Genomic DNA, 23,977 nt, shown 5'->3' with positions numbered 1-23,977 from the left:
CCTGAGGCGGGACGCGTGAGGCCTGGGACGGGACCCGTGCGGCATGAGGCGGGACCCGCGAGGCCTGAGACGGGACCCGTGCGGCATGAGGCGGGACCCGTGCGGCATGAGGCGGGACCCGTGCGCCATGAGGCGGGACCCGTGCGCCATGAGGCGGGACCCGCGAGGCCTGAGACGGGACGCGCGGCCTGAGACGGGACGCGCGGCTTGATGGGACGCGCGGCCTGATGGACGTGCGGCCTGAGACAAGCCCGGTGCGGGGACTCGGCCGTCCCCGCACCGGCGGTCTCACGGCCGGTGTCCGCCCCGTCCTATCAGGTGCCGCAGTGCCCGCAGGTGCCGGCGCAGTTCCGGTACGTCCGGCGGGGTGTCCCCGTCCAGGTGGGCCTCCAGTTCGGCCAGCCGGGCCTCGAGCGCCTCGTAGCCGGTGCGTTCGCGCGCGAGCATCCGTTCCAGCTGCCGGTTCTTGCGGTGCAGGTCGAGGAAGACGCTGACCTTGGCGCGCAGCACCCAGGGGTCGAAGGGCTTGGCGAGATAGTCGGCGGCCCCGGTGGCGTAGCCGCGGAACGCGTAGCCGGAGTCGTCCTCGGTGCCGGTCAGGAAGATGATCGGGACGTCTTTCGTCTGGTCGAGCCGTTTGATGTTGGCGGCCGTCTCGAAGCCGTCCATGCCCGGCATCCGGACGTCGAGCAGGATCAGCGCGAACCGGCGGCGCAGCAGCGCCTTCATCGCCTCCTCGCCGGACCGGGCCCGCACCAGGGGTTCGTTGAGGGACCCCAGGACGGCCTCCAGGGCGATCAGGTTGTCCTCCATGTCGTCGACCAGGAGGATTCCGGCGCGTTCGTCGGTCGTTGCCTCGGCGCTCATGGTGACTGGACCTCACTAGGTTCTGTCCGGTGTGCGGCGCCGTCCGCGCCCTCGGGGTCCAGCAGGGCGCAGACGACGGTGAGCAACTGGTCGACGTCGACCGGCTTGGGGACGTAGTCGTTGGCGCCGCGGCCGATGGACTTCTCCCGGTCGCCGGGCATCGCCTTCGCGGTGAGCGCCACGATCGGCAGCGCGGCCCAGCGCGGGGTGCGGCGGATGGCGGCTATCGTCTCGTACCCGTCCATCTCGGGCATCATGATGTCCATCAGGACCAGGGCGACATCGGGATGCCGGTCCAGGGCCTCCATGCCCTCCCGGCCGTTCTCCGCGTACAGCACGGGCATGCCGACCCGGCCCAGGACGTGGGTGAGGGCGAAGACGTTGCGGATGTCGTCGTCCACGATCAGTACCCGCCGCCCGGCCAGCACCCGGCCCGCCCGGCCCGAGGTCCAGGTCTCCAGTTTGGCCGGCGCCGGCCAGCTGTCGTCCGCCTCCGGTCCGGCCGGGAGCGGCTCGACGGCCGTGGCGGCACCCTCGGGGAGGTGCCGCCGCGACAGTGCCGCGGCGCGGTCGGTGCGGTCGGCGGGGGCCGCGGTGGTGCCGGCGGCGGCGTCGGTGGCCGGGTGTCCGGGGGTGACGACCGGGACGTACAGGGTGAAGGTCGAGCCCCGGCCCGGTTCGCTCTCGGCGACGATCCGGCCGCCGAGCAGCCGCGCTATCTCCCGGCTGATGGACAGCCCGAGGCCGGTGCCGCCGTACTTGCGGTTGGTGGTGCCGTCGGCCTGCTGGAACGCCTCGAAGATCACCGGGAGTTTCTCCGGCGCGATGCCTATGCCGGTGTCCGAGACGGTGAAGGCGATCACCTCGCCGGCGTCCGCGATCCGGTGCGTGTCGACGTCGGCCGTCCGGGCCACCCGCAGCTCGACCTTGCCGGCCGCGGTGAACTTGATCGCGTTGGAGAGCAGGTTGCGCAGGATCTGCTGCAGCCGCTGCTCGTCCGAGTGCATCTCGCGCGGTACGTCCTCGCCGACCGCCACCTCGAAGGCGAGCCGCCGGTCCAGGGTGAGCGGGCGGAACGTGGCGTGCACGTAGTCGAGCAGCTTGATCAGCGGCAGCCGCTTGGGCCGTACGTCCATCCGGCCGGCCTCGATCTTCGACAGGTCCAGGATGTCGTTGATCAGCTGGAGCAGGTCGGAGCCGGAGCGGTGGATCGTCGTCGCGAACTGCACCTCCTGCTCGGACAGATGGCCGTCCGGGTTGTCGGAGAGCAGCCGGGCCAGGATCAGCAGCGAGTTCAGCGGGGTGCGCAGCTCGTGCGACATGTTGGCCAGGAACTCCGACTTGTACTGGGAGCTGGTGGCCAGCAGGGCGGCCTTCTCGCCCAGTTCGGCGTTGGAGCGGCGCAGCTCCGCCTGCTGCTTCTGGAGTTCGTCGGAGCGCTCCTGGAGCTGCATGGCCAGCCGCTGGGACTCGCCGAGCAGGGACTCGGTGCGGGAGTTGGCGATGATCGTGTTGATCGCCACACCGATCGTGTTGACGAACTGGTCGAAGAAGGCCAGATGGACGTCGGAGAAGCGGGAGAAGGAGGCCAGTTCGACCACACCGAGCAGTTCGTCCTCGAACAGGATCGGAATGATCACGATGGTGGTCGGCGCGGCCTCCCCGAGCCCGCTGTTGATCTTGATGTAGTCGGGCGGCGCGCCCTCCACCAGGATCCGCTTCTTCTCCCGGGCCGCCTGCGCCACCAGCCCGTGCACCGGCAGCGCCCCGGTCTCCACGGTCGCCCCCTGCGCCGCCCCGTACCCGGCGACGAACGCCAGCCCCTTGGCCGGTACGGTCGTCCGCAGCGCCGCGCTGACCTCCTCCGGGTCGGCCAGGTAGAACGCCCCGTACTGGGCGTTCACCAGCGGTGTCAGCTCGCGCAGGATCAGGTCCGCGACCTCCATCAGGTCCCGGTGGCCCTGCATCAGCGAGGCGAGCCGGGCCAGGTTCGACTCCAGCCAGTCCTTGGCGCGGGTGGTCTCGCGCAGGTTGGCCACCATCAGGTTGATGTTGTCCTTCAGCTCCGCGACCTCGCCCCGGGTCTCCACCGTGATCGACCGGGACATGTCGCCCTGCGCCACCGCCGAGGCGACCTCGGCGATCGCGCGGACCTGGGTGGTCAGGTTGGACGCCAGTTCGTTCACGTTGGTCGTCAGCCGCTTCCAGGTGCCGTACACGCCCTCCACCCGGGCCTGTCCGCCGAGCTGCCCCTCGCTGCCGACCTCCCGGGCCACCCGGGTCACCTCGGAGGAGAACGACGACAGCGTGTCCACCATCGTGTTGATGGTCGTCTTCAGCTCCAGGATCTCGCCGCGCGCGTCCACGTCGATCTTCCGGGACAGGTCGCCCTGCGCCACGGCGGTCGCCACCTGGGCGATGTTGCGGACCTGGGAGGTGAGGTTGTCGGCCATGAAGTTGACGTTGTCGGTGAGGTCCCGCCACACCCCCGACGCGCCCCGCACCTGGGCCCGCCCGCCGAGCCGCCCGTCGGTGCCCACCTCGCGGGCCACCCGGGTCACCTCGTCGGCGAACGCCCGCAGCTGCTCCACCATCGTGTTGACGGTGTCCTTCAGCTCCAGGATCTCACCGCGGGCGTCGACCGTGATCTTCTTCGACAGGTCCCCGTTGGCGACGGCCGTCGTCACCTGCGCGATGTTGCGCACCTGCGAGGTGAGATTCAGCGCCATGAAGTTGACGTTGTCGGTGAGGTCTTTCCAGACCCCCGACACCCCTCTGACCTGCGCCTGCCCGCCGAGGTTGCCTTCCGTGCCGACCTCGCGGGCGACCCGGGTCACTTCGTCGGCGAAGGCGGAGAGCTGGTCGACCATGGTGTTGATGGTCGACTTCAGCTCCAGGATCTCGCCCTTCGCCTCCACGGTGATCTTCTTGCCGAGGTCGCCCTGCGCGACCGCCGTGGACACGGCGGCGATGTTGCGGACCTGGGAGGTGAGGTTGTCGGCCATGAAGTTGACGTTGTCGGTGAGGTCTTTCCAGACCCCGGACACCCCTCTGACCTGCGCCCGGCCGCCGAGGTTGCCTTCCGTGCCGACCTCGCGGGCGACCCGGGTCACCTCGTCGGCGAAGGCGGAGAGCTGGTCGACCATGGTGTTGATGGTCGACTTCAGCTCCAGGATCTCGCCCTGCGCGTCGACCGTGATCTTCTGGCTCAGGTCGCCGTTGGCGACGGCGGTCGTCACCTGCGCGATGTTCCGTACCTGGGAAGTGAGGTTGGACGCCATGAAGTTGACGTTGTCGGTGAGGTCCTTCCAGACCCCGGAGACCCCTCTGACCTGCGCCTGACCGCCCAGTTGCCCCTTGGTGCCGACCTCGCGGGCGACCCGGGTCACTTCGTCGGCGAAGGCGGACAGCTGGTCGACCATGGTGTTGACGGTCAGCTTCAGCTCCAGCAGCTCGCCGGTCGCCTCGACCGTCACCGTGCGGGTCAGGTCGCCGCGGGCCACCGCCGTGGTCACCGCCGCGATGTCCCGCACCTGCGCGGTCAGCCGGGACGCCATCGTGTTGACGGCCTCGGTCACATCCCGCCAACTGCCCGACAGCCCCCGCACCTTGGCCCGGCCGCCGAGTCGCCCCTCGGTGCCGACCTCGCGGGCCACCCGCGTCACCTCGCCGGTGAACAGCGACAACTGGTCCACCATCGTGTTGACGGCCCGGCCCAGATGCCGCAGGTCGCCGCGCAGCTGCCGGGTGCCGTCGTGCAGATCGACCCGCTGGGTCAGATCACCGCCGGCCACCGCGTCCAGCACCCGGGTGGCGTTGGCCGCCGGGGCCACCAGGGCGTCCAGCAACTGGTTGACGTCGCTCACCCGGGACGCCCAGCAGCCCTGCCCCGGGCTGGCCGACAGCCGCTCGTCCAGCCGGCCGTGCCGCACCAGTTCCCGTCCGACCCGCCGTACCTCGGTGTTGAAGTGCAGGTTCCGGGCCATGATCTGGTTGTGGACCGCGATCAGCTCCGCGACGATCCCGTGGCCCGGCTCCGCGACCTCGGTGACACTGCCGTCCCGGGTGGCGATCATGGCGGCGAGCAGGGGGCGCAGCTCGGAGACCCGGACCCGGTCGTCCACCGGTTCCTCTAATCCTTCGGGGCGCACACCGGGGCGCGCAGTGGAGCGCACATATGTAGCACGGTTCTCACTCATGGCGGCCCACTTCGGTGACTCGACGCTTATGAGCGGGGTCAGTCTGTCACTCTGTCGGCATCGACTGCGGCGTATTCGTACGAACTGCCCGGGGAGCTGTACATGGGGGCCATTCCGACGCAACGGGAGACCGCCTCCCGTGCCACCGGGGGGTCCGCGCACCCGTCGGAGACGTCCGCGCAGGTCTGCGCCGACCTGCCCGGCACGTCCCTCGCGCCGGGCGCGGCCCGCGCGCTGGTACGGGTGGCGCTCACCGACTGGACCGAGGCGGCCCTGCCCGGCACCGAGTACCTGACCGACCGGCACGCCGACGACGCGCTGCTGGTCATCAGCGAACTGGCCACCAACGCCGTGGTGCACGCCGGCACCGACGTCGGGGTGGCCTTCCGGCTGGAGCCGACGGGCACGCTCGTCGTCGAGATCTCCGACCGCCACCCCGCCCGCGCGCCCCGCAGCACCGACGCGGAGTCCTCGTCCGAGACACCCGAGTACGGCCGCGGGCTGCGGCTCGTCGCCGCGCTCTCCGAGGCCTGGGGGATCACGTACCGCACCGGCGTCAAGACCGTCTGGGCCCGGCTGCCCCCGGACGGCGACGCGGTCGCCGTCGCCGAGCGGATCGAGGCGTACGCCGAGGACCGCGCCCTGGAACGGGGCCTGCGGGTCGCGGAGATCCTCGGTGCGAGCGTGAGCGTGAGCGTGAGCGCGGGCGCGGGGCCGGCGCTCACGGCCGCGGCCGTGGACCGGGAGCCGAGGGGGCCGTGGGACTCGGCGAAACAGTGGGTGCGACGGGTCGCCGGCGGCACCCCGACGGAGCGGCGCGGCGCGGGGGAGGACGACCGGACGGAGGCCACGCCCGAGATCGGCCGGGCAGAGGCCACACCCGAAACCGGCCGGGCAGAGGGGACGGAGCGGGCCGAAGGGACTGAGCGGGCCCAGGACACGGAGCGGGCTCAGGACGACACGAAGCGGGTACAGGAGGCCGAACGGGCACAGGAGGCCGTACGGACACAGGAGGCCGTACGGGCCCAGGACACGGAAGGTGCCGGTGCCGGCCGGCGGGCCGTCCGGGACCGGCAGTGGCTGGGGCGTGGCGCGCTGTCCTTCCTCGCCGAGGCGTCCGACCTGCTGGCCGGGCAGCTCGACGAGGACAAGATCGCTTCCCTGGCCGGTCAGCTCGTCGTGCCCCGGCTCGCCGACTGGTGCGCGGTCTGGCTGGAGGACGAGTCGCTGGGCCGCGCCGACTGGGGCGACGGCGTCACCTCGGTCGGCGTCCGGCTGGCCCGGGTCTGGCACGGCAGCGAGAACCGCATCGAGGAGTTGCGGCAGGCCCTGGAGAAGGACCCGCCGCGCCCGCCCGACCCGTGGCGGTCCGGGCCGGTCGTCCACCCCTGGCCGGGCGACGCGCTCGGCCCGCGCGGCACCTGGGGCGCGGCGCTGGCCTACCGGCTCGTCGCGGGCGGTCGGCCGCTGGGCACCCTGGTCATCGGCCGGGCCGGCACCGTGCGCTTCCCCGACGAGATCACCGGCCTGGTCGAGGATCTCGGCCGCCGCGTCGCGCTCGCCATCGGCACCGCCCGCCAGTACGCCCGGCAGGCCACCATCAGCGCCGTCCTCCAGCGCGGCCTGCTGCCCGGCGCCGTCGCCGAGATCCCCGGGATGCGCAGCGCCCTGGTCTACGAACCCCGGGACAAGGGCGGCCCCAGCGGCGACTTCTACGACCTCTTCCCGGCCGGCGACGGCCGCTGGTGCTTCGCCGTCGGCGACGTCCAGGGCAAGGGGCCGGAGGCCGCCGTGGTCATCGGCCTGGCCCGGCCCTGGCTGCGGCTGCTGGCCCGCGAGGGGTACGGCGTCGCCGGTGTCCTGGACCGCCTCAACCAGCTCCTCCTGGACGACGCCATCGAGGCCGCGGACGCCGCGGCGCGGGCACTGGTGGCGGCCGGGGGCCGGCCGATCGGCCCGGGCGAGGGCCCGCAGACCCGCTTCCTGTCCCTCCTCTACGGCGAACTGGTCCCGTTCCACGGCGGAGTGCACTGCACCCTCGCCTCCGCCGGACACCCGCTGCCGCTGCTGCTGGCCCCCGACGGCGCCGTCCGCGCGGTCGCCGAGCCGCAGATGCTGCTCGGGGTCGTGGAGGACGAGACGTACGTCAGCGAGGACTTCGACCTGTGCGCCGGCGACAGCCTGCTGTGCGTCACGGACGGCGTCACCGAGCGGCGCAACGGCTCCCGCCAGTTCGACGACGAGGACGGCCTCGCCGCCGCGCTCGCCGGGTGCGCGGGCCTGGACGCCCAGCTGATCGCCGAGCGGGTCAGACGCCTGGTGCACGAGTTCGGCGACGGCCCGCCGGAGGACGACCTGGCACTGCTGGTCCTCCAGGCGGAGTGATCGCCATACCCCGTTCACAGCGGCGGACGCTACGATCCGGGCCGCGCCGAGCGGGGGAGCCGCCATGCCGGACAGCACGGACAGCACGGACAGCACGGACAGAGCCGGCATCGACCGGGAGTACCGCCGGCTGCGCACGCCCCTGATGACCTGGGTGACCCTCGGGTCCGGCTCGCTGGCCGTGCTGATGGCGGGCGAGGACGCCGCCACGAGCTCCGGGTCGCTCCCCCACGCCGTGCTGTTCGCGCTCTTCCTCACCACGGTGGCGCTCCTCAACTGGCGCGCCCACACCACCGTCACCGCCACCGGCATCACCGTGCCCGGCCCGCTGCGCACCCGCACCTGGGCCTGGTCGGAGATCCACACCATCCGGGCGGAGGGCCCGATGAAGGGCAGTTCGGCCCGCTCGGCGCACCTGTACCGCACCGACGGCGGCCGCAGCGCGCTGCCGCAGTTCGACCACGAGCAGCTCCCCGACCCGGTCGCGGAGGTGGACGACCTGCTCGCCACCGCCGTACGGCTCGGCCTGCTGCCGGCCGAGCCGCGCCCCGGTGCGGCGGCGCGGGTCGCGCGCGGGGAACGGCGGCGGAAGGCCGGGCGGCGGGCGGGGTGCTGCGGGATCGCCGGCTACGCCGCCCTGCTGCTCCACGACTTCTACGCGATCTTCACGGACGGCCGGACGGCCGGCACGGTCACCGAGTACGGCGTCACCGCGCTCACCATCGCCCTCGCGTACCTCCTCCTGGACCGCCTCGGCGAGCTGCGGCACACCCGCCGTACCGCCTAGGGCGCCCTGGCCCGGCCGGGCACCCCGCCCGGTGCGGGACAATGGAGCCCATGCCCTCCGCACTTCCCGACGGCGAGCCCGTCCCCGCCGACGGTGCGCTGCCCGCGTCCGCGTTCGCCGGGGCCGCGCACCGCCCCCTCGGCTTCTACCTGCACGTGCCGTACTGCGCGACCCGCTGCGGCTACTGCGACTTCAACACCTACACCGCCACCGAGCTGCGCGGCACCGGCGGCGTCCTCGCCTCCCGCGACAACTACGCCGACACCCTCACCGACGAGGTCCGCCTCGCCCGCAAGGTGCTCGGCGACGACCCCCGCGAGGTCCGCACGGTCTTCGTCGGCGGCGGCACCCCCACCCTGCTGGCCGCCGCCGACCTGGTACGGATGCTGGACGCGATCCGCGACGAGTTCGGTCTCGCGCCGGACGCGGAGATCACCACCGAGGCCAACCCGGAGTCCGTCGACCCGGCGTACCTGGCCACCCTCCGCGAGGGCGGCTTCAACCGGATCTCCTTCGGCATGCAGAGCGCCAGACAGCACGTACTGAAGATCCTAGACCGCACCCACACCCCGGGCCGCCCCGAGGCCTGTGTCGCCGAGGCCCGCGCGGCCGGCTTCGAGCACGTCAACCTCGACCTGATCTACGGCACCCCCGGCGAGTCCGACGACGACTGGCGGGCCTCCCTGGACGCCGCGCTCGGCGCCGGCCCCGACCACGTCTCCGCGTACGCGCTGATCGTCGAGGAGGGCACCCAGCTGGCCCGCCGGATCCGCCGCGGCGAGGTCCCGACGACCGACGACGACGTGCACGCCGACCGGTACCTGATCGCCGAGGAGACCCTCGCCGCGGCCGGCTTCGACTGGTACGAGGTGTCCAACTGGGCCACCTCCGACGCCGCCCGCTGCCTGCACAACGAGCTGTACTGGCGGGGCGCCGACTGGTGGGGCGCGGGCCCCGGCGCCCACTCCCACGTGGGCGGCGTGCGCTGGTGGAACGTCAAGCACCCCGGCGCGTACGCGGGAGCGCTGGCGGCGGGCCGTTCCCCGGGCGCCGGGCGGGAACTCCTCACCGACGAGGACCGCCGCGTCGAGCGGGTCCTGCTGGAACTGCGGCTGCGCGAGGGCGTCCCGCTTTCCCTCCTGCGACCGGAGGGCCTCGCGGCCGCCCGCCGGGCGCTGTCGGAGGGACTGCTCCAGGCGGGGCCGTACGACGCGGGCCGCGCGGTGCTCACCCTGCGCGGGCGGCTGCTGGCGGACGGGGTGGTCAGGGACTTGGTGGACTGATCACTCGGGTGGGTGAATCACGTCGGAATGCCAGTTCGGCCCCTAACCTGGTTCGTAGGCTGCCGCCAAAAGGGCGCGGCGGATGTGGAGGGCCACGGAGATGACAGCTGTGGACGAACGTGGAGTCGCGGAGTTCTTCGCGGGGTTCGAGCCTCCCGAGGGGCTCAAGGTCGAGTTGCTCCGGGGGGAAATCGTGATGATGGCCGGCCCTGATCTGGTGCACAACCGGATCGTCACTTCCCTGATGGACCAAATCCCGCACCGGCGCTGGGAGCGGCTTCAGACTCAGGACGTCGATGTCGTTGACGAGGCCAGCGAGCCCGTGCCCGATCTGGTGGTCATGGAGGTTGGCGTCGGCCCGGCATCGGGTCGTCTTCTACCGTCCCAAGTGATCACGTTGGCCGTGGAAGTGGTCTCGAAGACCAGCGTGGACCGGGACTATGGCGTCAAGCGTCTGATCTACGCTGCCGGTGAAGTGCCCGCGTACCTGATCATCGACCCCATCATGGCCCAGTGCGTGCTGTACTCGGAACCGGTCGGACGAGGCGAGGGAGCCGACTATCAGGTGCAGCGGATCACCAGGTTCGGGACGCCGCTGCCGCTGGAACAGTTGGGCGTTGAACTGGACACCACCCTGTTCGGCACCTACAAGGGCGTCAAGCCACATCACCGCCCGTGACGAAGTCGATCAGCTCCTCCACCCGCCCCAGCAGCTCCGGCTCCAGGTCCCGGTACGACCCCACCCGGGCCAGGATCGCCTGCCACACCGCCCCGGTGTTCTCGTCCGGCCAGCCCAGCGCCCGGCACACCCCGGTCTTCCAGTCCTGACCGCGTTCCACCCGGGGCCAGCCGGGGATGCCCAGCGCGGCCGGCTTCACGGCCTCCCAGATGTCGATGTAGGGGTGGCCGACCACCAGCGCGTGTTCGCTGGTCACCGACTCGGCGATGCGCCACTCCTTCGACCTCGGCACCAGGTGGTCCACCAGCACCCCCAGCCGGGCGTCCGGGCCCGGCGCGAAGTCGTCGACGATCGACGGCAGGTCGTCCACGCCCCCCAGGTACTCCACGACCACACCCTCCACGCGCAGGTCGTCGCCCCACACCTTCTCGACCAGCTCGGCGTCGTGCCGGCCCTCGACGTAGATCCGCCCGGCCCGCGCCACCCGTGCTCGCGCGCCGGGCACGGCGACCGAACCGGACGCCGTACGGGACGGCCGTACCGGACCCGGCGACGACGGCCTGACCAGCGTCACCACCCGGCCCTCCAGCAGGAACCCGCGCGGCTCCAGCGGGAACACCCGGCGCTTGCCGAAGCGGTCCTCCAGCGTCACCGTGCCCGCCTCGCAGCCGGTCACCGCGCCGCAGAACCCGGTGCCGGGTTCCTCGACGACGAGTCCGGGATCGGCGGGGACCTCGGGAACGGGCTGCGGCTTCTTCCACGGGGGAGTGAGATCGGCGGAGTACTGGCGCATTCCGCCGACGATACGAGGAACGCCACCGACGCGATCAGCGCGACACGCCGAACCGCGCCGCCAGCGCGTCCCGCTGGGCCCGCACGAACTCCGCGTCCACCACCGCCCCGTGACCGGGCACGTACCGGGCGTCCTCGCCGCCCAGCGCGAGCAGCCGGTCCAGGGCGTCCGGCCAGTGCCCGGGGAGCGCGTCCGGCCCGGCCTGCGGCTGGCCGGACTCCTCCACCAGGTCCCCGCAGAAGACCACCTCCGGACTGCCCGGCACCAGCACCACCAGGTCATGGGCGGTGTGCCCGGGGCCCACGTTCGCCAGCAGCACCTGCCGGCCACCGCCCAGGTCGAGCGTCCACTCGCCGCTCACCTGGTGCCGGACGGTCGCCAGCGCGTCCACCGCCTCCGCCGCCCGGCGCCGGTCAAGGCCGTTGGCCGTCGCGTCCGCCCGCAGCGCCGCCCGCCCCTCGCCGAGCACCGCGTCGACGCCCACCGCGCCGTACACCTCGGCCCCCGCGAACGCCGCCGCGCCGAAGACGTGGTCGAAGTGCGCGTGGGTCAGCGCGAGATGCGTCACACGGTGGCCGGCCAGCCGCTCCGCCTCGGTGCGCAGCCGCGCGCCCTCGCCCAGGCTCGACCCGGCGTCGATCACCAGCGCCGCGTCCCCGCCGACCACCAGCCCGGCCGTGCAGTCCCACACCGGCAGCCGGCGCCGCCCCACCCCGGCCGCCAGCCGCTCCCATCCCAGCTCTTCCCAAGTCACCGTCATGGCGGCGACGCTAGCGGTGCCGGCCCGCCGCGGACGGCAGCGCGGGCCCGGCCTTGCCGGGGGTGTACCCCACGGCCGTACACTGGGCCGGGGAAGTCTGGCACTCGCACGCTCTGAGTGCCAGGGCAGACAGCGGGCGGACGTGATCGGGAGGTGCGCGCGATGCTCAGCGAACGCAGGCTGCAGGTGCTGCGCGCCATCGTCCAGGACTACGTCGGCACCGAGGAGCCGGTCGGCTCCAAGGCCCTCACCGAGCGGCACAGCCTCGGCGTCTCCCCGGCCACCGTGCGCAACGACATGGCGGCGCTGGAGGAGGAGGGGTTCATCGCCCAGCCGCACACCAGCGCCGGGCGCATCCCCACCGACAAGGGCTACCGGCTCTTCGTCGACAAGCTCGCCGGGGTCAAGCCCATGACCGCGCCCGAGCGGCGCGCCATCCAGAACTTCCTGGAGGGCGCGGTCGACCTCGACGACGTGGTGGCCCGGACGGTACGGCTGCTCGCGCAGCTCACCCGGCAGGTGGCGGTCGTGCAGTACCCGTCGCTGACCCGCTCCACCGTGCGGCACGTGGAGCTGCTGCCGCTCGCGCCCGCGCGCCTGATGCTCGTGCTGATCACGGACACCGGGCGGGTCGAGCAGCGCATGGTGGACTGTCCGGCGCCGTTCGGCGAGACCTCGGTGGCGGATCTGCGGGCCCGGCTCAACAGCCGGGTCGCGGGACGCCGGTTCACGGACGTGCCGACGCTCGTCGAGGACCTCCCCGACGCCTTCGGCGCGGAGGACCGCGGTACGGTCGCCACGGTGCTCTCCACCCTGCTGGAGACGCTGGTCGAGGAGAACGAGGAGCGGCTGATGATCGGCGGCACCGCCAATCTCACCCGCTTCGGCCATGACTTCCCCCTGGTGATCCGGCCGGTGCTGGAGGCGCTTGAGGAGCAGGTGGTGCTTCTCAAGCTGCTCGGCGAGGCGAAGGATCCGGGCGTGACCGTGCGAATCGGTCATGAGAACGCCCATGAGGGACTCAACTCCACGTCCGTCGTGTCGGTGGGCTACGGTTCGGGCGGCGAGGCGGTTGCCAAGCTCGGCGTGGTCGGACCGACCCGCATGGACTACCCGGGAACGATGGGAGCGGTACGCGCAGTGGCACGGTACGTCGGACAGATCCTGGCGGAGTCATAAGTGGCCACGGACTACTACGCCGTACTCGGCGTGCGCCGCGACGCGTCCCAGGACGAGATCAAGAAGGCGTTCAGGAGGCTCGCCCGCGAGCTGCACCCGGACGTCAACCCCGATCCGAAGACGCAGGAGCGGTTCAAGGAGATCAACGCCGCCTACGAGGTGCTCTCGGACCCGCAGAAGAAGCAGGTCTACGACCTCGGTGGCGACCCGCTGTCCCAGTCGGGCGGTGGCGCCGGCGGCTTCGGACAGGGTGGCTTCGGGAACTTCTCGGACATCATGGACGCGTTCTTCGGCACGGCGTCGCAGCGCGGGCCGCGCTCGCGCACCCGCCGCGGCCAGGACGCGATGATCCGGATCGAGGTCGAGCTGGACGAGGCGGCCTTCGGCACGACCAAGGACATCCAGGTCGACACGGCCGTGGTCTGCAACACCTGCAACGGCGAGGGCGCGGCGCCGGGCACCAGTGCCCAGACCTGCGACATGTGCCGCGGCCGCGGTGAGGTCTCCCAGGTCACCCGGTCCTTCCTGGGCCAGGTCATGACCTCGCGGCCCTGCCCCCAGTGCCAGGGCTTCGGCACGGTGGTGCCCACGCCGTGCCCGGAGTGCGCCGGCGACGGCCGCATCCGCTCCCGGCGCACGCTGACGGTGAAGATCCCGGCCGGTGTGGACAACGGCACCCGCATCCAGCTCGCGGGCGAGGGCGAGGTCGGCCCCGGCGGCGGCCCGGCCGGTGACCTGTACGTCGAGATCCACGAGCTGCCGCACTCCCAGTTCCAGCGCCGCGGCGACGACCTGCACTGCACGGTCACCCTCCCGATGACGGCGGCGGCCCTCGGCACCAAGGTGCCGCTGGAGACGCTGGACGGCCTGGAGGAGGTCGACATCCGGCCGGGCACCCAGTCCGGCCAGTCGATCCCGCTGCACGCCCGCGGCGTGACCCACCTGCGCGGCGGCGGCCGGGGCGACCTCATCGTGCACGTCGAGGTCCAGACCCCGACCAAGCTCGACCCCGACCAGGAACGTCTGCTGCGCGAATTCGCCAAGTCCCGCGGCGAGGAACGGCCCCAGGGGCAGTTCCAGCCGGGGCAGCAGGGGCTGTTCTCGCGGTTGAAGGATGCCTTCAACGGGCGGTGAGCCGAGGGCGGCCGAGGGCCTCGGTGCGGTCGGCCGGAGGTCTGCCGGGGGTCCGGGGGTCGTCCCCCGGGCAGACGCCGTCAGCCGGGGCAGCAGGGGCTGTTCTCGCGGTTGAAGGATGCCTTCAACGGGCGGTGAGCCGAGGGCGGCCGAGGGCCTCGGTGCGGTCGGCCGGAGGTCTGCCGGGGGTCCGGGGGTCGTCCCCCGGGCAGACGCCGTCAGCCGGGGCAGCAGGGGCTGTTCTCGCGGTTGAAGGATGCCTTCAACGGGCGGTGAGCCGGGTTCGCGGGGGGCGGTGAGTCCGCCCCCGCGGCGACCGTGAACCGGTCCCTGGTGGTCCGGTCCGGGCACGGAAGGTCGGATTCGGTCCTGTCCAACGGACATGGCACCATGCGGTCATGTCCTCCGCGCTGACCGATCTCTTCCCGTATCCGATCGTGCAGGCTCCGATGGCGGGCGGCGTCTCCGTGCCCCGGCTGGCCGCCGCCGTCTGCGAGGCGGGCGGGCTCGGCTTCCTGGCCGCCGGGTACAAGACGCCCGACGGGATGTACCAGGAGATCAAGCAGCTGCGGAGCCTGACCGGCCGCCCGTTCGGGGTCAACCTCTTCCTGCCGCAGCCGGAGACCGCCGACCCCGCGGCCATCGGCGTCTACGCCCATCAGCTGGCCGGCGAGGCCGCCTGGTACGAGACGGAACTGGGCGACCCGGACAGCGGCCGCGACGACGGCTACGAGACGAAACTCGCCGTCCTCCTCGACAACCCCGTACCGGTGGTGTCGTTCCACTTCGGCGTCCCCACCCGCGAGGCGGTCGACGCCCTGCACCGGGTGGGCACCTTCGCCGCGGTCACCGCCACCACCGCCGAGGAGGCCCGCGCGGTCGAGGAGTGCGGCGCCGACGCGGTGATCGCGCAGGGCGTCGAGGCCGGCGGCCACCAGGGCACCCACCGGGACGTCCCGGAGACGGACGGCTCCGGGATCGGCCTGCTGTCGCTGGTCGCCCAGACCCGCGAGACGGTGAGCCTGCCGGTCATCGCGGCCGGCGGCCTGATGCGCGGCGGCCAGATCGCCGCGGTCCTCGCGGCCGGCGCCAGCGCGGCCCAGCTCGGCACCGCCTTCCTCGCCACCGCCGAGTCCGGCGCGCACGCCCTGCACAAGCTGGCGCTGACCAACCCGCTGTTCGTCCGCACCGAACTGACCCGCGCCTTCTCCGGGCGCCCCGCCCGCGGCCTGGTCAACCGCTTCCTGCGCGAGCACGGCCCCTACGCCCCCGCCGCCTACCCGGACGTCCACCACCTCACCGCGCCGCTGCGCAAGGCGGCGGCCAAGGCGGGCGACGTACAGGGCCTGGCCCTGTGGGCCGGGCAGGGCCACCGGCTGGCCCGCGACCTGAGCGCCGGGCAGCTGGTCGAGGTGCTGGTGGCCGAACTCACCGCCGCCGGGACGGCGTTGTCGCACTACACGACCGGAGGTACGGGCCGATGACGGCACCGGTGTTCGTGGCCGGCTCCCTCGACGACCTGCCCGGCGGGGAGTTCGTCCTCGACGGCCCCGAGGGGCGGCACGCCGTCTCCGTGAAGCGGCTGCGGCCCGGCGAGGACGTGGTCCTCACCGATGGGCGCGGCCACTGGGCCCAGGGCGTCGTCAAGGCCGCCGAGGGCAAGGACCGGCTGGTCGTCATGGGCCTGCACGCCGTGGTCGAGGAACCCGCCCCGCAGCCCCGGATCACCGTCGTCCAGGCGCTGCCCAAGGGCGACCGGGGCGAACTCGCCGTGGAGACGATGACCGAGGTCGGCGTCGACGCGATCGTGCCGTGGGCGGCGGCGCGCTGCGTCACCCAGTGGAAGGGCGACCGGGGCCTGAAGGCGCTGGCCAAGTGGCGGGCGACGGCCCGGGAGGCCGGCAAGCAGTCCCGCCGGGACCGGTTCCCCGAGGTCGCGGACGCGGCGACGACCAAGCAGGTCGCCGCCCTGCTGGCCGCCGCCGACTTCGCCGCCGTGCTCCACGAGAGCGGCGACCTCCCGCTGGCCACCGCCGAACTCCCCGCCGAGGGCGACATCGTGCTGGTCGTCGGCCCCGAAGGCGGCGTCGCCCCCGCGGAGTTGGACCTCTTCGCAGGGGCCGGCGCCCGCCCGTACCTGCTCGGCCCGACCGTCCTGCGCACCTCGACGGCCGGCACGGCCGCCGCCGCCCTGCTGCTGGGCCGCACCGGCCGCTGGGGCTGACGCGCACGGAGTCACCCCGCGTGGTGCGGAGCGCGGCGGGGTGGTGCGGAGTGTCCGTATGCGCTCTACCGCCCGGCGCGGGACGGTGGCAGGCTGAAGCGGCATGGGGGCATTGAGGCGTGTTCGGCGGAGGCAGCGCGGGGTGCTGGCGGCCGGAGCGGTCGTCGTCGCCGTAGGTGGCGTCGTCGCGTGCGATCCCGCCGGGCTGAACTCCGCGTCGGTGGCGTACACCACCGACCAGACGGTCACCCGTGAGCTGGAGCGACGGGACGCGAACGTGCGGTGGATGACCTGCAACGCGTCCTACGACGGCTCCGGCGCGAGTGCCACGGCGAGCGAGGAGACGGTCGCCGAGGTGAGCTGCGAGGGACAGACCGACGACGGCAAGGACATCACCGTGGACGGCCATGTCACCCGCGTCGTCGAGGGCGCCTGCGTGCGCGGCGAACTCACCGCGAAGGTGGACGGCAAGGAGCGGTTCCGGGTCAGCGGGCTGGGCGACTGCGACGCCACCCCCACCCCGCCGGTGAACGACCCGACGAGCGGCTCCAGTACGTACGAGCCCGGCGGCCCCACCGTCACCGTGACCGTCACCAGGACCGTGTACTGCCAGACCCGCCCCGAGTGCTGGCCCGAGGGCAAGTGATCCAAACCGCTGTCCGGCGCCGCCGCCGCTGCTTAGGGTGAGGGGGTGACTCAGCCCGCAGCCCCTGCCTACCTCCGGTTTCCGCATCCGCACGGCGAGTTGACCGCCTTCACCGCCGAGGACGACGTGTGGCTCGCGCCCCTCGACGGGGGACGGGCCTGGCGGGTCAGCGCCGACAACACCCCCGTCAGCCAGCCGCGTATCTCGCCGGACGGCACCACCGTGGCCTGGACCTCCACCCGGGACGGCGCCCCCGAGGTGCACGTCGCGCCGGTCGACGGCGGCCCGTCCCGGCGCCTCACCCACTGGGGCAGCCACAAGACCCAGGTGCGCGGCTGGCTGCCGGACGGCCGGGTGCTGGCCATCAGCACCTACGGCCAGGCCAGCCTGCGCCGCAGCTGGGCCCGCGCCATCCCGCTGGACGGCGGCCCCGCCGAGACCCTGCCCTACGGCCCGGTCGGCGACGTCGCGTTCGGCCCGCACACCGTGCTGCTGTCCGCGCCGATGGGCCGGGAGGCCGCCTGGTGGAAGCGGTACCGGGGCGGCACGGCCGGCAAGCTGTGGATCGACCGGGACGGCGACGGCGAGTTCGTCCGCGTCCACCAGGACCTCGACGGCAACATCGAGTACCCGTTCTGGGTCGGCGACCGGCTCGCCTTCCTCTGCGACCACGAGGGCACCGGCGCCCTCTACTCCTCCCTCGCCGACGGCTCCGACCTGCGCCGGCACACCCCCCTCGGGGGTTTCTACGCCCGGCACGCGGCCACCGACGGCACCCGGGTCGTCTACTCCAGCGCCGGGGAGCTGTGGACGCTGGACGACCTGGACGGCGCCGAGCCGCGCCGCCTGGACATCCGGCTCGGCGGCTCCCGCGCCGACCTCCAGCCCTTCCCGGTCAACGCCGCCCGCTGGTTCGGCTCCGCCGCCCCCGACCACACCGGCCGGGGCAGCGCCGTCGCCGTCCGCGGCGGCGTGCACTGGGTCACCCACCGCGCCGGACCCGCCCGCGCGCTGGCCGCCACCCCCGGCGTCCGGGCCCGGCTGCCGCGCGCCTTCCGCGCCGACGGCGAGCAGTGGGCGGTGTGGGTGACCGACGCCGAGGGCGAGGACGCCCTGGAGTTCGCGCCCGCCACCGGCCTGCTGCCCGGCGCCACCCCGCGCCGGCTCGCCGCCGGACAGCTCGGCCGGGTCCTCGCCCTGGCGATGGCCCCCGACGGCAGCAAGGCCGCCGTCGCCGCCCACGACGGCCGGGTACTGCTGGTCGACCGGGCCACCGGCGAGGTCCGCGAGGTCGACCGCAGCGAGGACGGCGACGCCCGCGGCCTGGTCTTCTCCCCCGACTCCAACTGGCTCGCCTGGTCCCACCCCGGCCCCCGCCCGCTGTCCCAGCTCAAACTCGCCAACACCACCGACCTCACGGTCACCGAGGCGACCCCGCTGCGCTTCCAGGACTACGCCCCCGCCTTCACCCTCGACGGCAAGCACCTGGCGTTCCTGTCCACCCGCTCCTTCGACCCGGTCTACGACGAACACGTCTTCGACCTGGGCTTCGTCGAGGGCACCCGCCCGCACCTGATCACGCTGGCCGCGACCACCCCGTCGCCGTTCGGCCCGCAGCGGCACGGCCGCCCCTTCGAGGCCGCCGACAAGGACGAGACCCCCGACAGCGAGGGCGCCCCCACCACCCGCGTCGACCTCGACGGCCTCGCCGACCGGATCGTGCCCTTCCCGGTCGAGGCCGCCCGCTACTCCGGCCTGCGCGCCGCCAAGGACGGCGTGCTGTGGCTGCGCCACCCGGTCACCGGCGTCCTCGGCGCCTCCCGGGCCACCCCCGAGGACCCCGACCCGGGCACCGGGCTGGAGCGCTACGACCTCGCCCAGCAGCGCGTCGAGCACCTCGCCTCGGACGCCGACCGCTTCACCGTCAGCGGCGACGGCAAACGCGTCCTGCTGTGGACCGACGGCCGCCTCAAGGTCGTCCCCAGCGACCGCCGCGCCTCGGGCGACGACGACAGCGACACCAACATCACCGTCGACCTCTCCCGCGTCCTGGCGACCGTCGACCCGGCGGCCGAGTGGCGGCAGATGTACGAGGAGACCGGCCGCGTCATGCGGGACCACTTCTGGCGGCCCGACATGAGCGGCGTCGACTGGGACGGCGTACTCGACCGCTACCGCCCCGTCCTCGACCGCGTCGCCACCCACGACGACCTGGTCGACCTGCTCTGGGAGGTGCAGGGCGAACTGGGCACCTCGCACGCCTACGTCGTCCCGCGCGGCGGCCACGGCCACGGCGCCCGGCAGGGCCTGCTCGGCGCCGACCTGTCCCGGCACCAGGACGGCGCCTGGCGCGTCGACCGCGTGCTGCCCTCGGAGACCTCCGACCCGCACGCCCGCTCCCCGCTCGCCGCCCCCGGCGTCGCGATCCGCGCCGGGGACGCGATCGTCGCGGTGGCCGGCCGCCCGGTCGACCCGGTCACCGGCCCCGGCCCGCTCCTGGTCGGCACGGCCGGCAAACCCGTCGAGCTGACCGTCCTGCCGGCCGGCGGCGGCGAACCCCGGCACGCCGTCGTCGTCCCCGTCGCCGACGAGGAACCCCTGCGCTACCACGCCTGGGTCGCCGACCGCCGGGCCCGCGTCCACGAACTCTCCGCCGGCCGGCTCGGCTACCTGCACGTCCCCGACATGCAGGCCCCCGGCTGGGCCCAGATCCACCGCGACCTGGCCGTCGAAGTCGCCCGCGAGGGACTGGTCGTCGACGTCCGCGAGAACCGCGGCGGCCACACCTCCCAGCTCGTCGTCGAGAAACTGGCCCGCCGCATCGTCGGCTGGGGCGTGCCGCGCGGCATGCGGCCCTACAGCTATCCGCAGGACGCCCCGCGCGGCCCGGTCGTCGCCATCGCCAACGAGTTCTCCGGCTCCGACGGCGACATCGTCAACGCCGCGATCAAGGCCCTCGGCCTCGGCCCCGTCGTCGGCACCCGCACCTGGGGCGGCGTCGTGGGCATCGACTCCCGCTACCACCTGGTCGACGGCACCCTGGTCACCCAGCCGAAGTACGCCTTCTGGCTGGAGGGTTACGAGTGGGGCGTGGAGAACCACGGCGTGGACCCGGACGTGGAGGTGGAACAACGCCCCCAGGACCACGCGGCGGGCCGGGACCCCCAGTTGGAGGAGGCGGTACGGCTCGCGCTTGAGGCGCTGGAAACGGTACCGGCGAAAACACCGCCGACTCTGCCCACCTAGGGGCGCGGGGCGGTGTTCATTTGCGGCTCCGCCGCGTGGGCGCGACCAGCCACGACCAACCCGCACCCGGCGACGATACGATCCCCCTATCCCACCGACCCGAAGGGAACCACATGCCAGGGGACCCCCAGGAAGACTGCCTCTTCTGCAAGATCGTCGCCGGCCAGATCCCGGCCACGATCGTCCGCGAGACAGAGACGACCGTCGCCTTCCGCGACATAAACCCCCAGGCCCCCACGCACGTCCTGGTCATCCCCAAGGCCCACTACAAGGACGCCGCCGCCCTCGCCGCCGGCGCCCCCGAGCTGGCGGCGGACGTGCTCCGCGAGACCAAGGCCGTCGCCGACGACGAGAAACTCGACAGCTACCGCATCGTCTTCAACACCGGCGCCGGCGCCGGCCAGACCGTCTGGCACACCCACGCCCACGTGCTGGGCGGCCGCGGCCTCCAGTGGCCGCCCGGATAGGCACCCGTGTCCCTACGTGAACTGGTGATCCTCGGCACCGCCAGCCAGGTCCCCACCCGCCACCGCAACCACAACGGCTACGTCCTGCGCTGGGACAGCGACGGCATCCTGTTCGACCCCGGCGAGGGCACCCAGCGCCAGATGGTGCGCGCCGGGGTCGCCGCGCACGACCTGAACCGTATCTGCGTCACCCACTTCCACGGCGACCACAGCCTGGGCCTGGCCGGCGTGATCCAGCGGATCAACCTCGACCGGGTCCCGCACCAGGTCACCGCCCACTACCCGCGCTCCGGGCAGCGCTTCTTCGACCGCCTCCGGTACGCCACCGCCTACCGCGAGACGGTCGCGCTCACCGAGGCCCCGGTCGACACCGACGGGGTGCTGGCCCGCACCCCCGGCTACACCCTCACCGCGCACCGCCTCTCCCACCCCGTCGAGTCCTACGGCTACCGCCTCACCGAGCCGGACGGCCGCCGCATGCTGCCCGACCGGCTCGCCGCGCACGGCATCAAGGGACCGGACGTCGGCCGCCTCCAGCGCGACGGCGCCCTGAACGGGGTGACCCTGGACGAGGTCAGCGAGGCCCGCCCCGGCCAGCGGTTCGCGTTCATCATGGACACCCGGCTCTGCGACGGCGTGCACGCCCTCGCCGCCGGCTGCGACCTGCTGGTCATCGAGTCGACCTTCCTCGACGAGGACCAGAGACTCGCCGAGGAGCACGGCCACCTCACCGCCGGCCAGGCGGCCCGGGTGGCCCGCGAGGCCGGCGTCCGGCACCTCGTCCTCACCCACTTCAGCCAGCGCTACTCCGACCGTGGGGGCACCTCCCGCTCGAGCGGAGCCGAGAGTGGGGGAGAGTTCGCCCGGCAGGCGCGGGCCGCCGGATACACGGGCGAGCTGACCGTGGCCCACGACCTGCTCCGGGTGCCGGTTCCGAAACGTCGGTAAAGTCCCCGTACCATGCACTGATGCCCCTGCCCAAAGCTGAACTGCACCTGCACATCGAAGGCACCCTGGAGCCCGAGCTGGCCTTCGAGCTGGCCGCCCGCAACGGGGTCGCCCTGCGCTACCCGGACACCGAGGCGCTGCGCGAGGCGTACCGCTTCGCCGACCTCCAGTCCTTCCTGAACCTGTACTACGAACTGATGGCGGTGCTGCGCACCGAGCGGGACTTCGAGGATCTCGCCAACGCCTACCTGGCCCGCGCCGCCGCGCAGGGCGTGCGGCACGCCGAGATCTTCTTCGACCCGCAGGCGCACACCGCCCGGGGCGTCCCGCTGGGCACGGTCGTCGAGGGACTGTGGCGGGCACTGGGCAGCAGCGAGCACCACCACGGCGTCTCCACCCGGCTGATCCTCTGCTTCCTGCGCGACCAGCCCGCCGACGCGGCCCTTCAGACGCTGACCGCCGCCCGGCCCTACCTGGACCGGATCACCGGTATCGGCCTGGACTCCGCCGAGGTCGGCCACCCGCCGGCCAAGTTCCGCGAGGTCTACGCCCAGGCCGCGGCCCTCGGCCTGCGCCGGGTCGCGCACGCCGGCGAGGAGGGCCCGCCGGCCTACATCACCGAGGCGCTGGACGTGCTCGGCGTCGAGCGGATCGACCACGGCCTGCGCTGCGCCGAGGACCCGGCGCTGGTGGAGCGGCTGGTGCGGGACCGCGTACCGCTCACCCTCTGCCCGCTGTCCAACGTCCGGCTGCGCACCGTCGAGACCCTCGCCGACCACCCACTGCCCGCACTGCTCGACGCCGGGCTGCTGTGCACGGTCAACTCCGACGACCCGGCCTACTTCGGCGGCTACGCGGGCGACAACTTCGACGCCGTACGCGACACCCTCGGCCTCACCGAGGACCGGCTGCGCGAACTGGCCCGCAACTCCTTCCTCGCCTCCTTCCTGGACGACGACGAGGAGCTGCGGGCGCGGTACCTCGCCGAGGTGGACGCGTACGTCTTCCCGTAGGACCGGTTACGGCGGCCCCGGCTGCCGGGGGCCCGCCGTGCCGTAGGCGTCCTGGACCGGGACGGCCGCGCCGTCCACCGGGATCTCCACCACCGGCTGTTCCTGGGCGCCGACCTCCGGCACCGCGCCGCTCGGCGTGCCGGTGTGGGCGGCGACCAGGGCGGCCGGGTGACCGCCGCGCCGGCGCACCGCGCCGGGCAGCAGCGGGCGCCCGCCGGCGTGCAGGGCCACCGCCGTCATCGGTACGGCGATCAGCAGCAGCCCGGCGCCGAGCACCAGGCCCATGCCCGCGAACCCGGCCTGCGCGGCCAGCACGCTGCCGGTCAGCGGTCCGGCCGCGGTGCCCAGCGAGGACGCCGACCCTATGAGCACCGCCCACCGGCCGCGCGGGTCGAGCGAGGCGGCGAGGCCGATCAGGTAGGACAGCACCACCGGGTAGAGGGTGTTCCAGGCGATCTCCCCGGCGGTGAAGGACAGCGGCCCGGTCGCGGACGCGGTCAGCGCGATGCACCCGGCGATCAGCACCGTCCCGGCGCCGACCGGCACCGCGCGCCCGAGCCGGGAGCCGAGCGCCCCGGCGGCCAGCACCCCGATCAGCCCCGCGCCGAGCGCCGCCGCGAGCACCGCGCCGAGCGCGGCCTCCCCGAGGTGCGCCTGTTCCAGGCCGATCCGGCTGCTCACGCCCCACAGGCAGTTCTGCGCCAGCGACCAGCACACCATCGCGGCGGCGAGCACCAGGCCGGAGCGGCGGTGGGGGAGCGGAGCCCGGGTGTGACCGGCCGTCACGTCCCGGGCCGGGCCGGGCAGCCGCGCGGTCAGCGGCCAGGCGCCGAGCGCGGTCAGCGCGATCGCGGCGAGCGGTGTGCCGTGGCCGGGACCGAGCCGCGGTACGGCCAGATACACCGCCGCGGCCAGCGCCGACACGGTGAGCAGGCCCAGCGTGGAGGTGCGGTGCGGGTCCTTCTCGGCCGCGATGCGGGTCGCGGCGACGGTGGTGGCGGCGCCCGAGCCGAGCCCGCCGGCGACGACGCCGGCCACGACGGCCGGGACGCAGGTGGTGAGCGCGGCGGCGCCGTAGCCGGCGGCGGCCAGGGCGAGACCGGTCCGGGCCAGGGTGCGCGGGCCGGCGCGTTCCACCCGGGCGGCGAACAGCAGACCGGCGGTCGCGGAGCCGAGCAGCAGGGCGCTGCCGACCGCGCCGGCCTGGGTGGCGGTCAGATCCAGTCCCGAGCCGAGCCGGCCGACGGCGGTGGGGAGCAGGTACGGGGGGAGGTACCCGGCCGTGAAGAGGGCGACCAGGGGCCACGAAGGGGTGCGGGCAGACACGGGCGTTCCCAGGGCATGCGAAAGGGAGTGGGCAAAAAAGG

18 protein-coding genes are annotated in these 23,977 nt (G+C 73.5%); 13 read left to right on the top strand and 5 right to left on the bottom strand.

Features of this window, described 5'->3' with window-relative positions:
• Positions 1-288: 288 nt before the first annotated feature.
• Both ACTT8P_RS07345 and ACTT8P_RS07340 read right to left on the bottom strand, forming a co-directional pair.
• On the bottom strand, positions 289-867 hold the full coding sequence (locus ACTT8P_RS07345; protein WP_442830718.1) for a response regulator: 579 nt from the start codon (positions 865-867) through the stop codon (positions 289-291).
• Entirely contained in the window at positions 864-4,943 is a 4,080-nt protein-coding gene (locus ACTT8P_RS07340) for a HAMP domain-containing protein (RefSeq protein ID WP_442830752.1), read from the bottom strand. Before ACTT8P_RS07340 ends, ACTT8P_RS07345 begins: the two co-directional genes overlap by 4 nt.
• A gap of 225 nt (positions 4,944-5,168) precedes the next feature.
• Between ACTT8P_RS07340 and ACTT8P_RS07335 the strand changes: the two genes are divergently transcribed.
• From ACTT8P_RS07335 to ACTT8P_RS07320, 4 genes are all read left to right on the top strand, one after another.
• Entirely contained in the window at positions 5,169-7,451 is a 2,283-nt protein-coding gene (locus ACTT8P_RS07335) for a SpoIIE family protein phosphatase (protein ID WP_442830717.1), read from the top strand.
• A gap of 64 nt (positions 7,452-7,515) precedes the next feature.
• Positions 7,516-8,238, top strand: a complete 723-nt coding sequence (locus ACTT8P_RS07330; protein WP_442830716.1) for a PH domain-containing protein — start codon at positions 7,516-7,518, stop codon at positions 8,236-8,238.
• A 50-nt stretch (positions 8,239-8,288) separates the two neighbouring features.
• Positions 8,289-9,521: a radical SAM family heme chaperone HemW gene (hemW, locus tag ACTT8P_RS07325; protein WP_442830715.1), complete on the top strand. Its 1,233-nt coding sequence runs from the start codon at positions 8,289-8,291 to the stop codon at positions 9,519-9,521.
• 100 nt (positions 9,522-9,621) lie between these two features.
• Complete coding sequence (locus ACTT8P_RS07320; RefSeq protein WP_442830714.1) at positions 9,622-10,200, top strand: Uma2 family endonuclease; 579 nt, start codon at positions 9,622-9,624, stop codon at positions 10,198-10,200.
• On the opposite strand, the gene ACTT8P_RS07315 is transcribed toward ACTT8P_RS07320, so the two are convergent.
• A complete protein-coding gene (locus tag ACTT8P_RS07315; protein ID WP_442830713.1) occupies positions 10,178-10,993 on the bottom strand; it encodes a DUF3097 domain-containing protein in 816 nt (271 codons plus the stop codon). The two genes, ACTT8P_RS07320 and ACTT8P_RS07315, sit on opposite strands and share 23 nt — an antisense overlap.
• A 34-nt stretch (positions 10,994-11,027) precedes the next feature.
• Entirely contained in the window at positions 11,028-11,753 is a 726-nt protein-coding gene (locus tag ACTT8P_RS07310) for an MBL fold metallo-hydrolase (RefSeq protein ID WP_442830712.1), read from the bottom strand.
• Positions 11,754-11,915: 162 nt separating this feature from the next.
• On the opposite strand from ACTT8P_RS07310, the gene hrcA reads away from it, so the two are divergent.
• From hrcA to ACTT8P_RS07265, 9 genes are all read left to right on the top strand, one after another.
• A complete protein-coding gene (gene hrcA, locus ACTT8P_RS07305) occupies positions 11,916-12,932 on the top strand; it encodes a heat-inducible transcriptional repressor HrcA (RefSeq protein ID WP_442830711.1) in 1,017 nt (338 codons plus the stop codon).
• Positions 12,933-14,066, top strand: coding sequence for a molecular chaperone DnaJ (gene dnaJ / locus ACTT8P_RS07300; RefSeq protein ID WP_442830710.1), 1,134 nt, complete (start codon positions 12,933-12,935; stop codon positions 14,064-14,066).
• Positions 14,067-14,464: 398 nt separating this feature from the next.
• Entirely contained in the window at positions 14,465-15,550 is a 1,086-nt protein-coding gene (locus ACTT8P_RS07295; RefSeq protein ID WP_442830709.1) for a nitronate monooxygenase, read from the top strand.
• A complete protein-coding gene (locus ACTT8P_RS07290) occupies positions 15,547-16,290 on the top strand; it encodes a 16S rRNA (uracil(1498)-N(3))-methyltransferase (RefSeq protein ID WP_442830708.1) in 744 nt (247 codons plus the stop codon). Before ACTT8P_RS07295 ends, ACTT8P_RS07290 begins: the two co-directional genes overlap by 4 nt.
• A 103-nt stretch (positions 16,291-16,393) precedes the next feature.
• The gene (locus ACTT8P_RS07285; protein ID WP_442830707.1) at positions 16,394-16,936 is read left to right on the top strand and encodes a hypothetical protein; all 543 of its coding nucleotides are present in this window, start codon (positions 16,394-16,396) and stop codon (positions 16,934-16,936) included.
• 45 nt (positions 16,937-16,981) lie between these two features.
• On the top strand, positions 16,982-20,182 hold the full coding sequence (locus ACTT8P_RS07280) for a S41 family peptidase (RefSeq protein WP_442830706.1): 3,201 nt from the start codon (positions 16,982-16,984) through the stop codon (positions 20,180-20,182).
• A gap of 113 nt (positions 20,183-20,295) precedes the next feature.
• Positions 20,296-20,649, top strand: coding sequence for a histidine triad nucleotide-binding protein (locus ACTT8P_RS07275; RefSeq protein WP_442830705.1), 354 nt, complete (start codon positions 20,296-20,298; stop codon positions 20,647-20,649).
• A gap of 6 nt (positions 20,650-20,655) precedes the next feature.
• Positions 20,656-21,597: a ribonuclease Z gene (locus tag ACTT8P_RS07270; RefSeq protein ID WP_442830704.1), complete on the top strand. Its 942-nt coding sequence runs from the start codon at positions 20,656-20,658 to the stop codon at positions 21,595-21,597.
• Positions 21,598-21,617: 20 nt separating this feature from the next.
• Positions 21,618-22,610, top strand: coding sequence for an adenosine deaminase (locus ACTT8P_RS07265; protein WP_442830703.1), 993 nt, complete (start codon positions 21,618-21,620; stop codon positions 22,608-22,610).
• A 6-nt stretch (positions 22,611-22,616) separates the two neighbouring features.
• Here the strand turns inward: ACTT8P_RS07265 and ACTT8P_RS07260 are convergent, their stop codons facing one another.
• Positions 22,617-23,936: an MFS transporter gene (locus tag ACTT8P_RS07260; RefSeq protein ID WP_442830702.1), complete on the bottom strand. Its 1,320-nt coding sequence runs from the start codon at positions 23,934-23,936 to the stop codon at positions 22,617-22,619.
• Between the last annotated feature and the right edge of the window lie 41 nt (positions 23,937-23,977).

This window comes from Streptomyces sp. JW3 (assembly GCF_052216785.1).
In the GTDB taxonomy this organism is placed as follows: Bacteria; Actinomycetota; Actinomycetes; order Streptomycetales; family Streptomycetaceae; genus Streptomyces.
This window is presented reverse-complemented; position numbering and strand designations above follow the sequence as displayed.

What these genes read in the sequence shown, in the direction of transcription:
- ACTT8P_RS07315 (WP_442830713.1), bottom strand. Translation starts at nt 10,993, where the DNA reads ATGCGCCAGTACTCCGCCGATCTCACTCCCCCGTGGAAGAAGCCGCAG.
- ACTT8P_RS07330 (WP_442830716.1), top strand. Translation starts at nt 7,516, where the DNA reads ATGCCGGACAGCACGGACAGCACGGACAGCACGGACAGAGCCGGCATC.
- ACTT8P_RS07310 (WP_442830712.1), bottom strand. Translation starts at nt 11,753, where the DNA reads ATGACGGTGACTTGGGAAGAGCTGGGATGGGAGCGGCTGGCGGCCGGG.
- ACTT8P_RS07295 (WP_442830709.1), top strand. Translation starts at nt 14,465, where the DNA reads ATGTCCTCCGCGCTGACCGATCTCTTCCCGTATCCGATCGTGCAGGCT.
- hemW (WP_442830715.1), top strand. Translation starts at nt 8,289, where the DNA reads ATGCCCTCCGCACTTCCCGACGGCGAGCCCGTCCCCGCCGACGGTGCG.
- ACTT8P_RS07290 (WP_442830708.1), top strand. Translation starts at nt 15,547, where the DNA reads ATGACGGCACCGGTGTTCGTGGCCGGCTCCCTCGACGACCTGCCCGGC.
- ACTT8P_RS07265 (WP_442830703.1), top strand. Translation starts at nt 21,618, where the DNA reads ATGCCCCTGCCCAAAGCTGAACTGCACCTGCACATCGAAGGCACCCTG.
- ACTT8P_RS07345 (WP_442830718.1), bottom strand. Translation starts at nt 867, where the DNA reads ATGAGCGCCGAGGCAACGACCGACGAACGCGCCGGAATCCTCCTGGTC.
- ACTT8P_RS07285 (WP_442830707.1), top strand. Translation starts at nt 16,394, where the DNA reads ATGGGGGCATTGAGGCGTGTTCGGCGGAGGCAGCGCGGGGTGCTGGCG.
- hrcA (WP_442830711.1), top strand. Translation starts at nt 11,916, where the DNA reads ATGCTCAGCGAACGCAGGCTGCAGGTGCTGCGCGCCATCGTCCAGGAC.
- ACTT8P_RS07335 (WP_442830717.1), top strand. Translation starts at nt 5,169, where the DNA reads ATGGGGGCCATTCCGACGCAACGGGAGACCGCCTCCCGTGCCACCGGG.
- ACTT8P_RS07320 (WP_442830714.1), top strand. Translation starts at nt 9,622, where the DNA reads ATGACAGCTGTGGACGAACGTGGAGTCGCGGAGTTCTTCGCGGGGTTC.
- ACTT8P_RS07340 (WP_442830752.1), bottom strand. Translation starts at nt 4,943, where the DNA reads ATGATCGCCACCCGGGACGGCAGTGTCACCGAGGTCGCGGAGCCGGGC.
- ACTT8P_RS07275 (WP_442830705.1), top strand. Translation starts at nt 20,296, where the DNA reads ATGCCAGGGGACCCCCAGGAAGACTGCCTCTTCTGCAAGATCGTCGCC.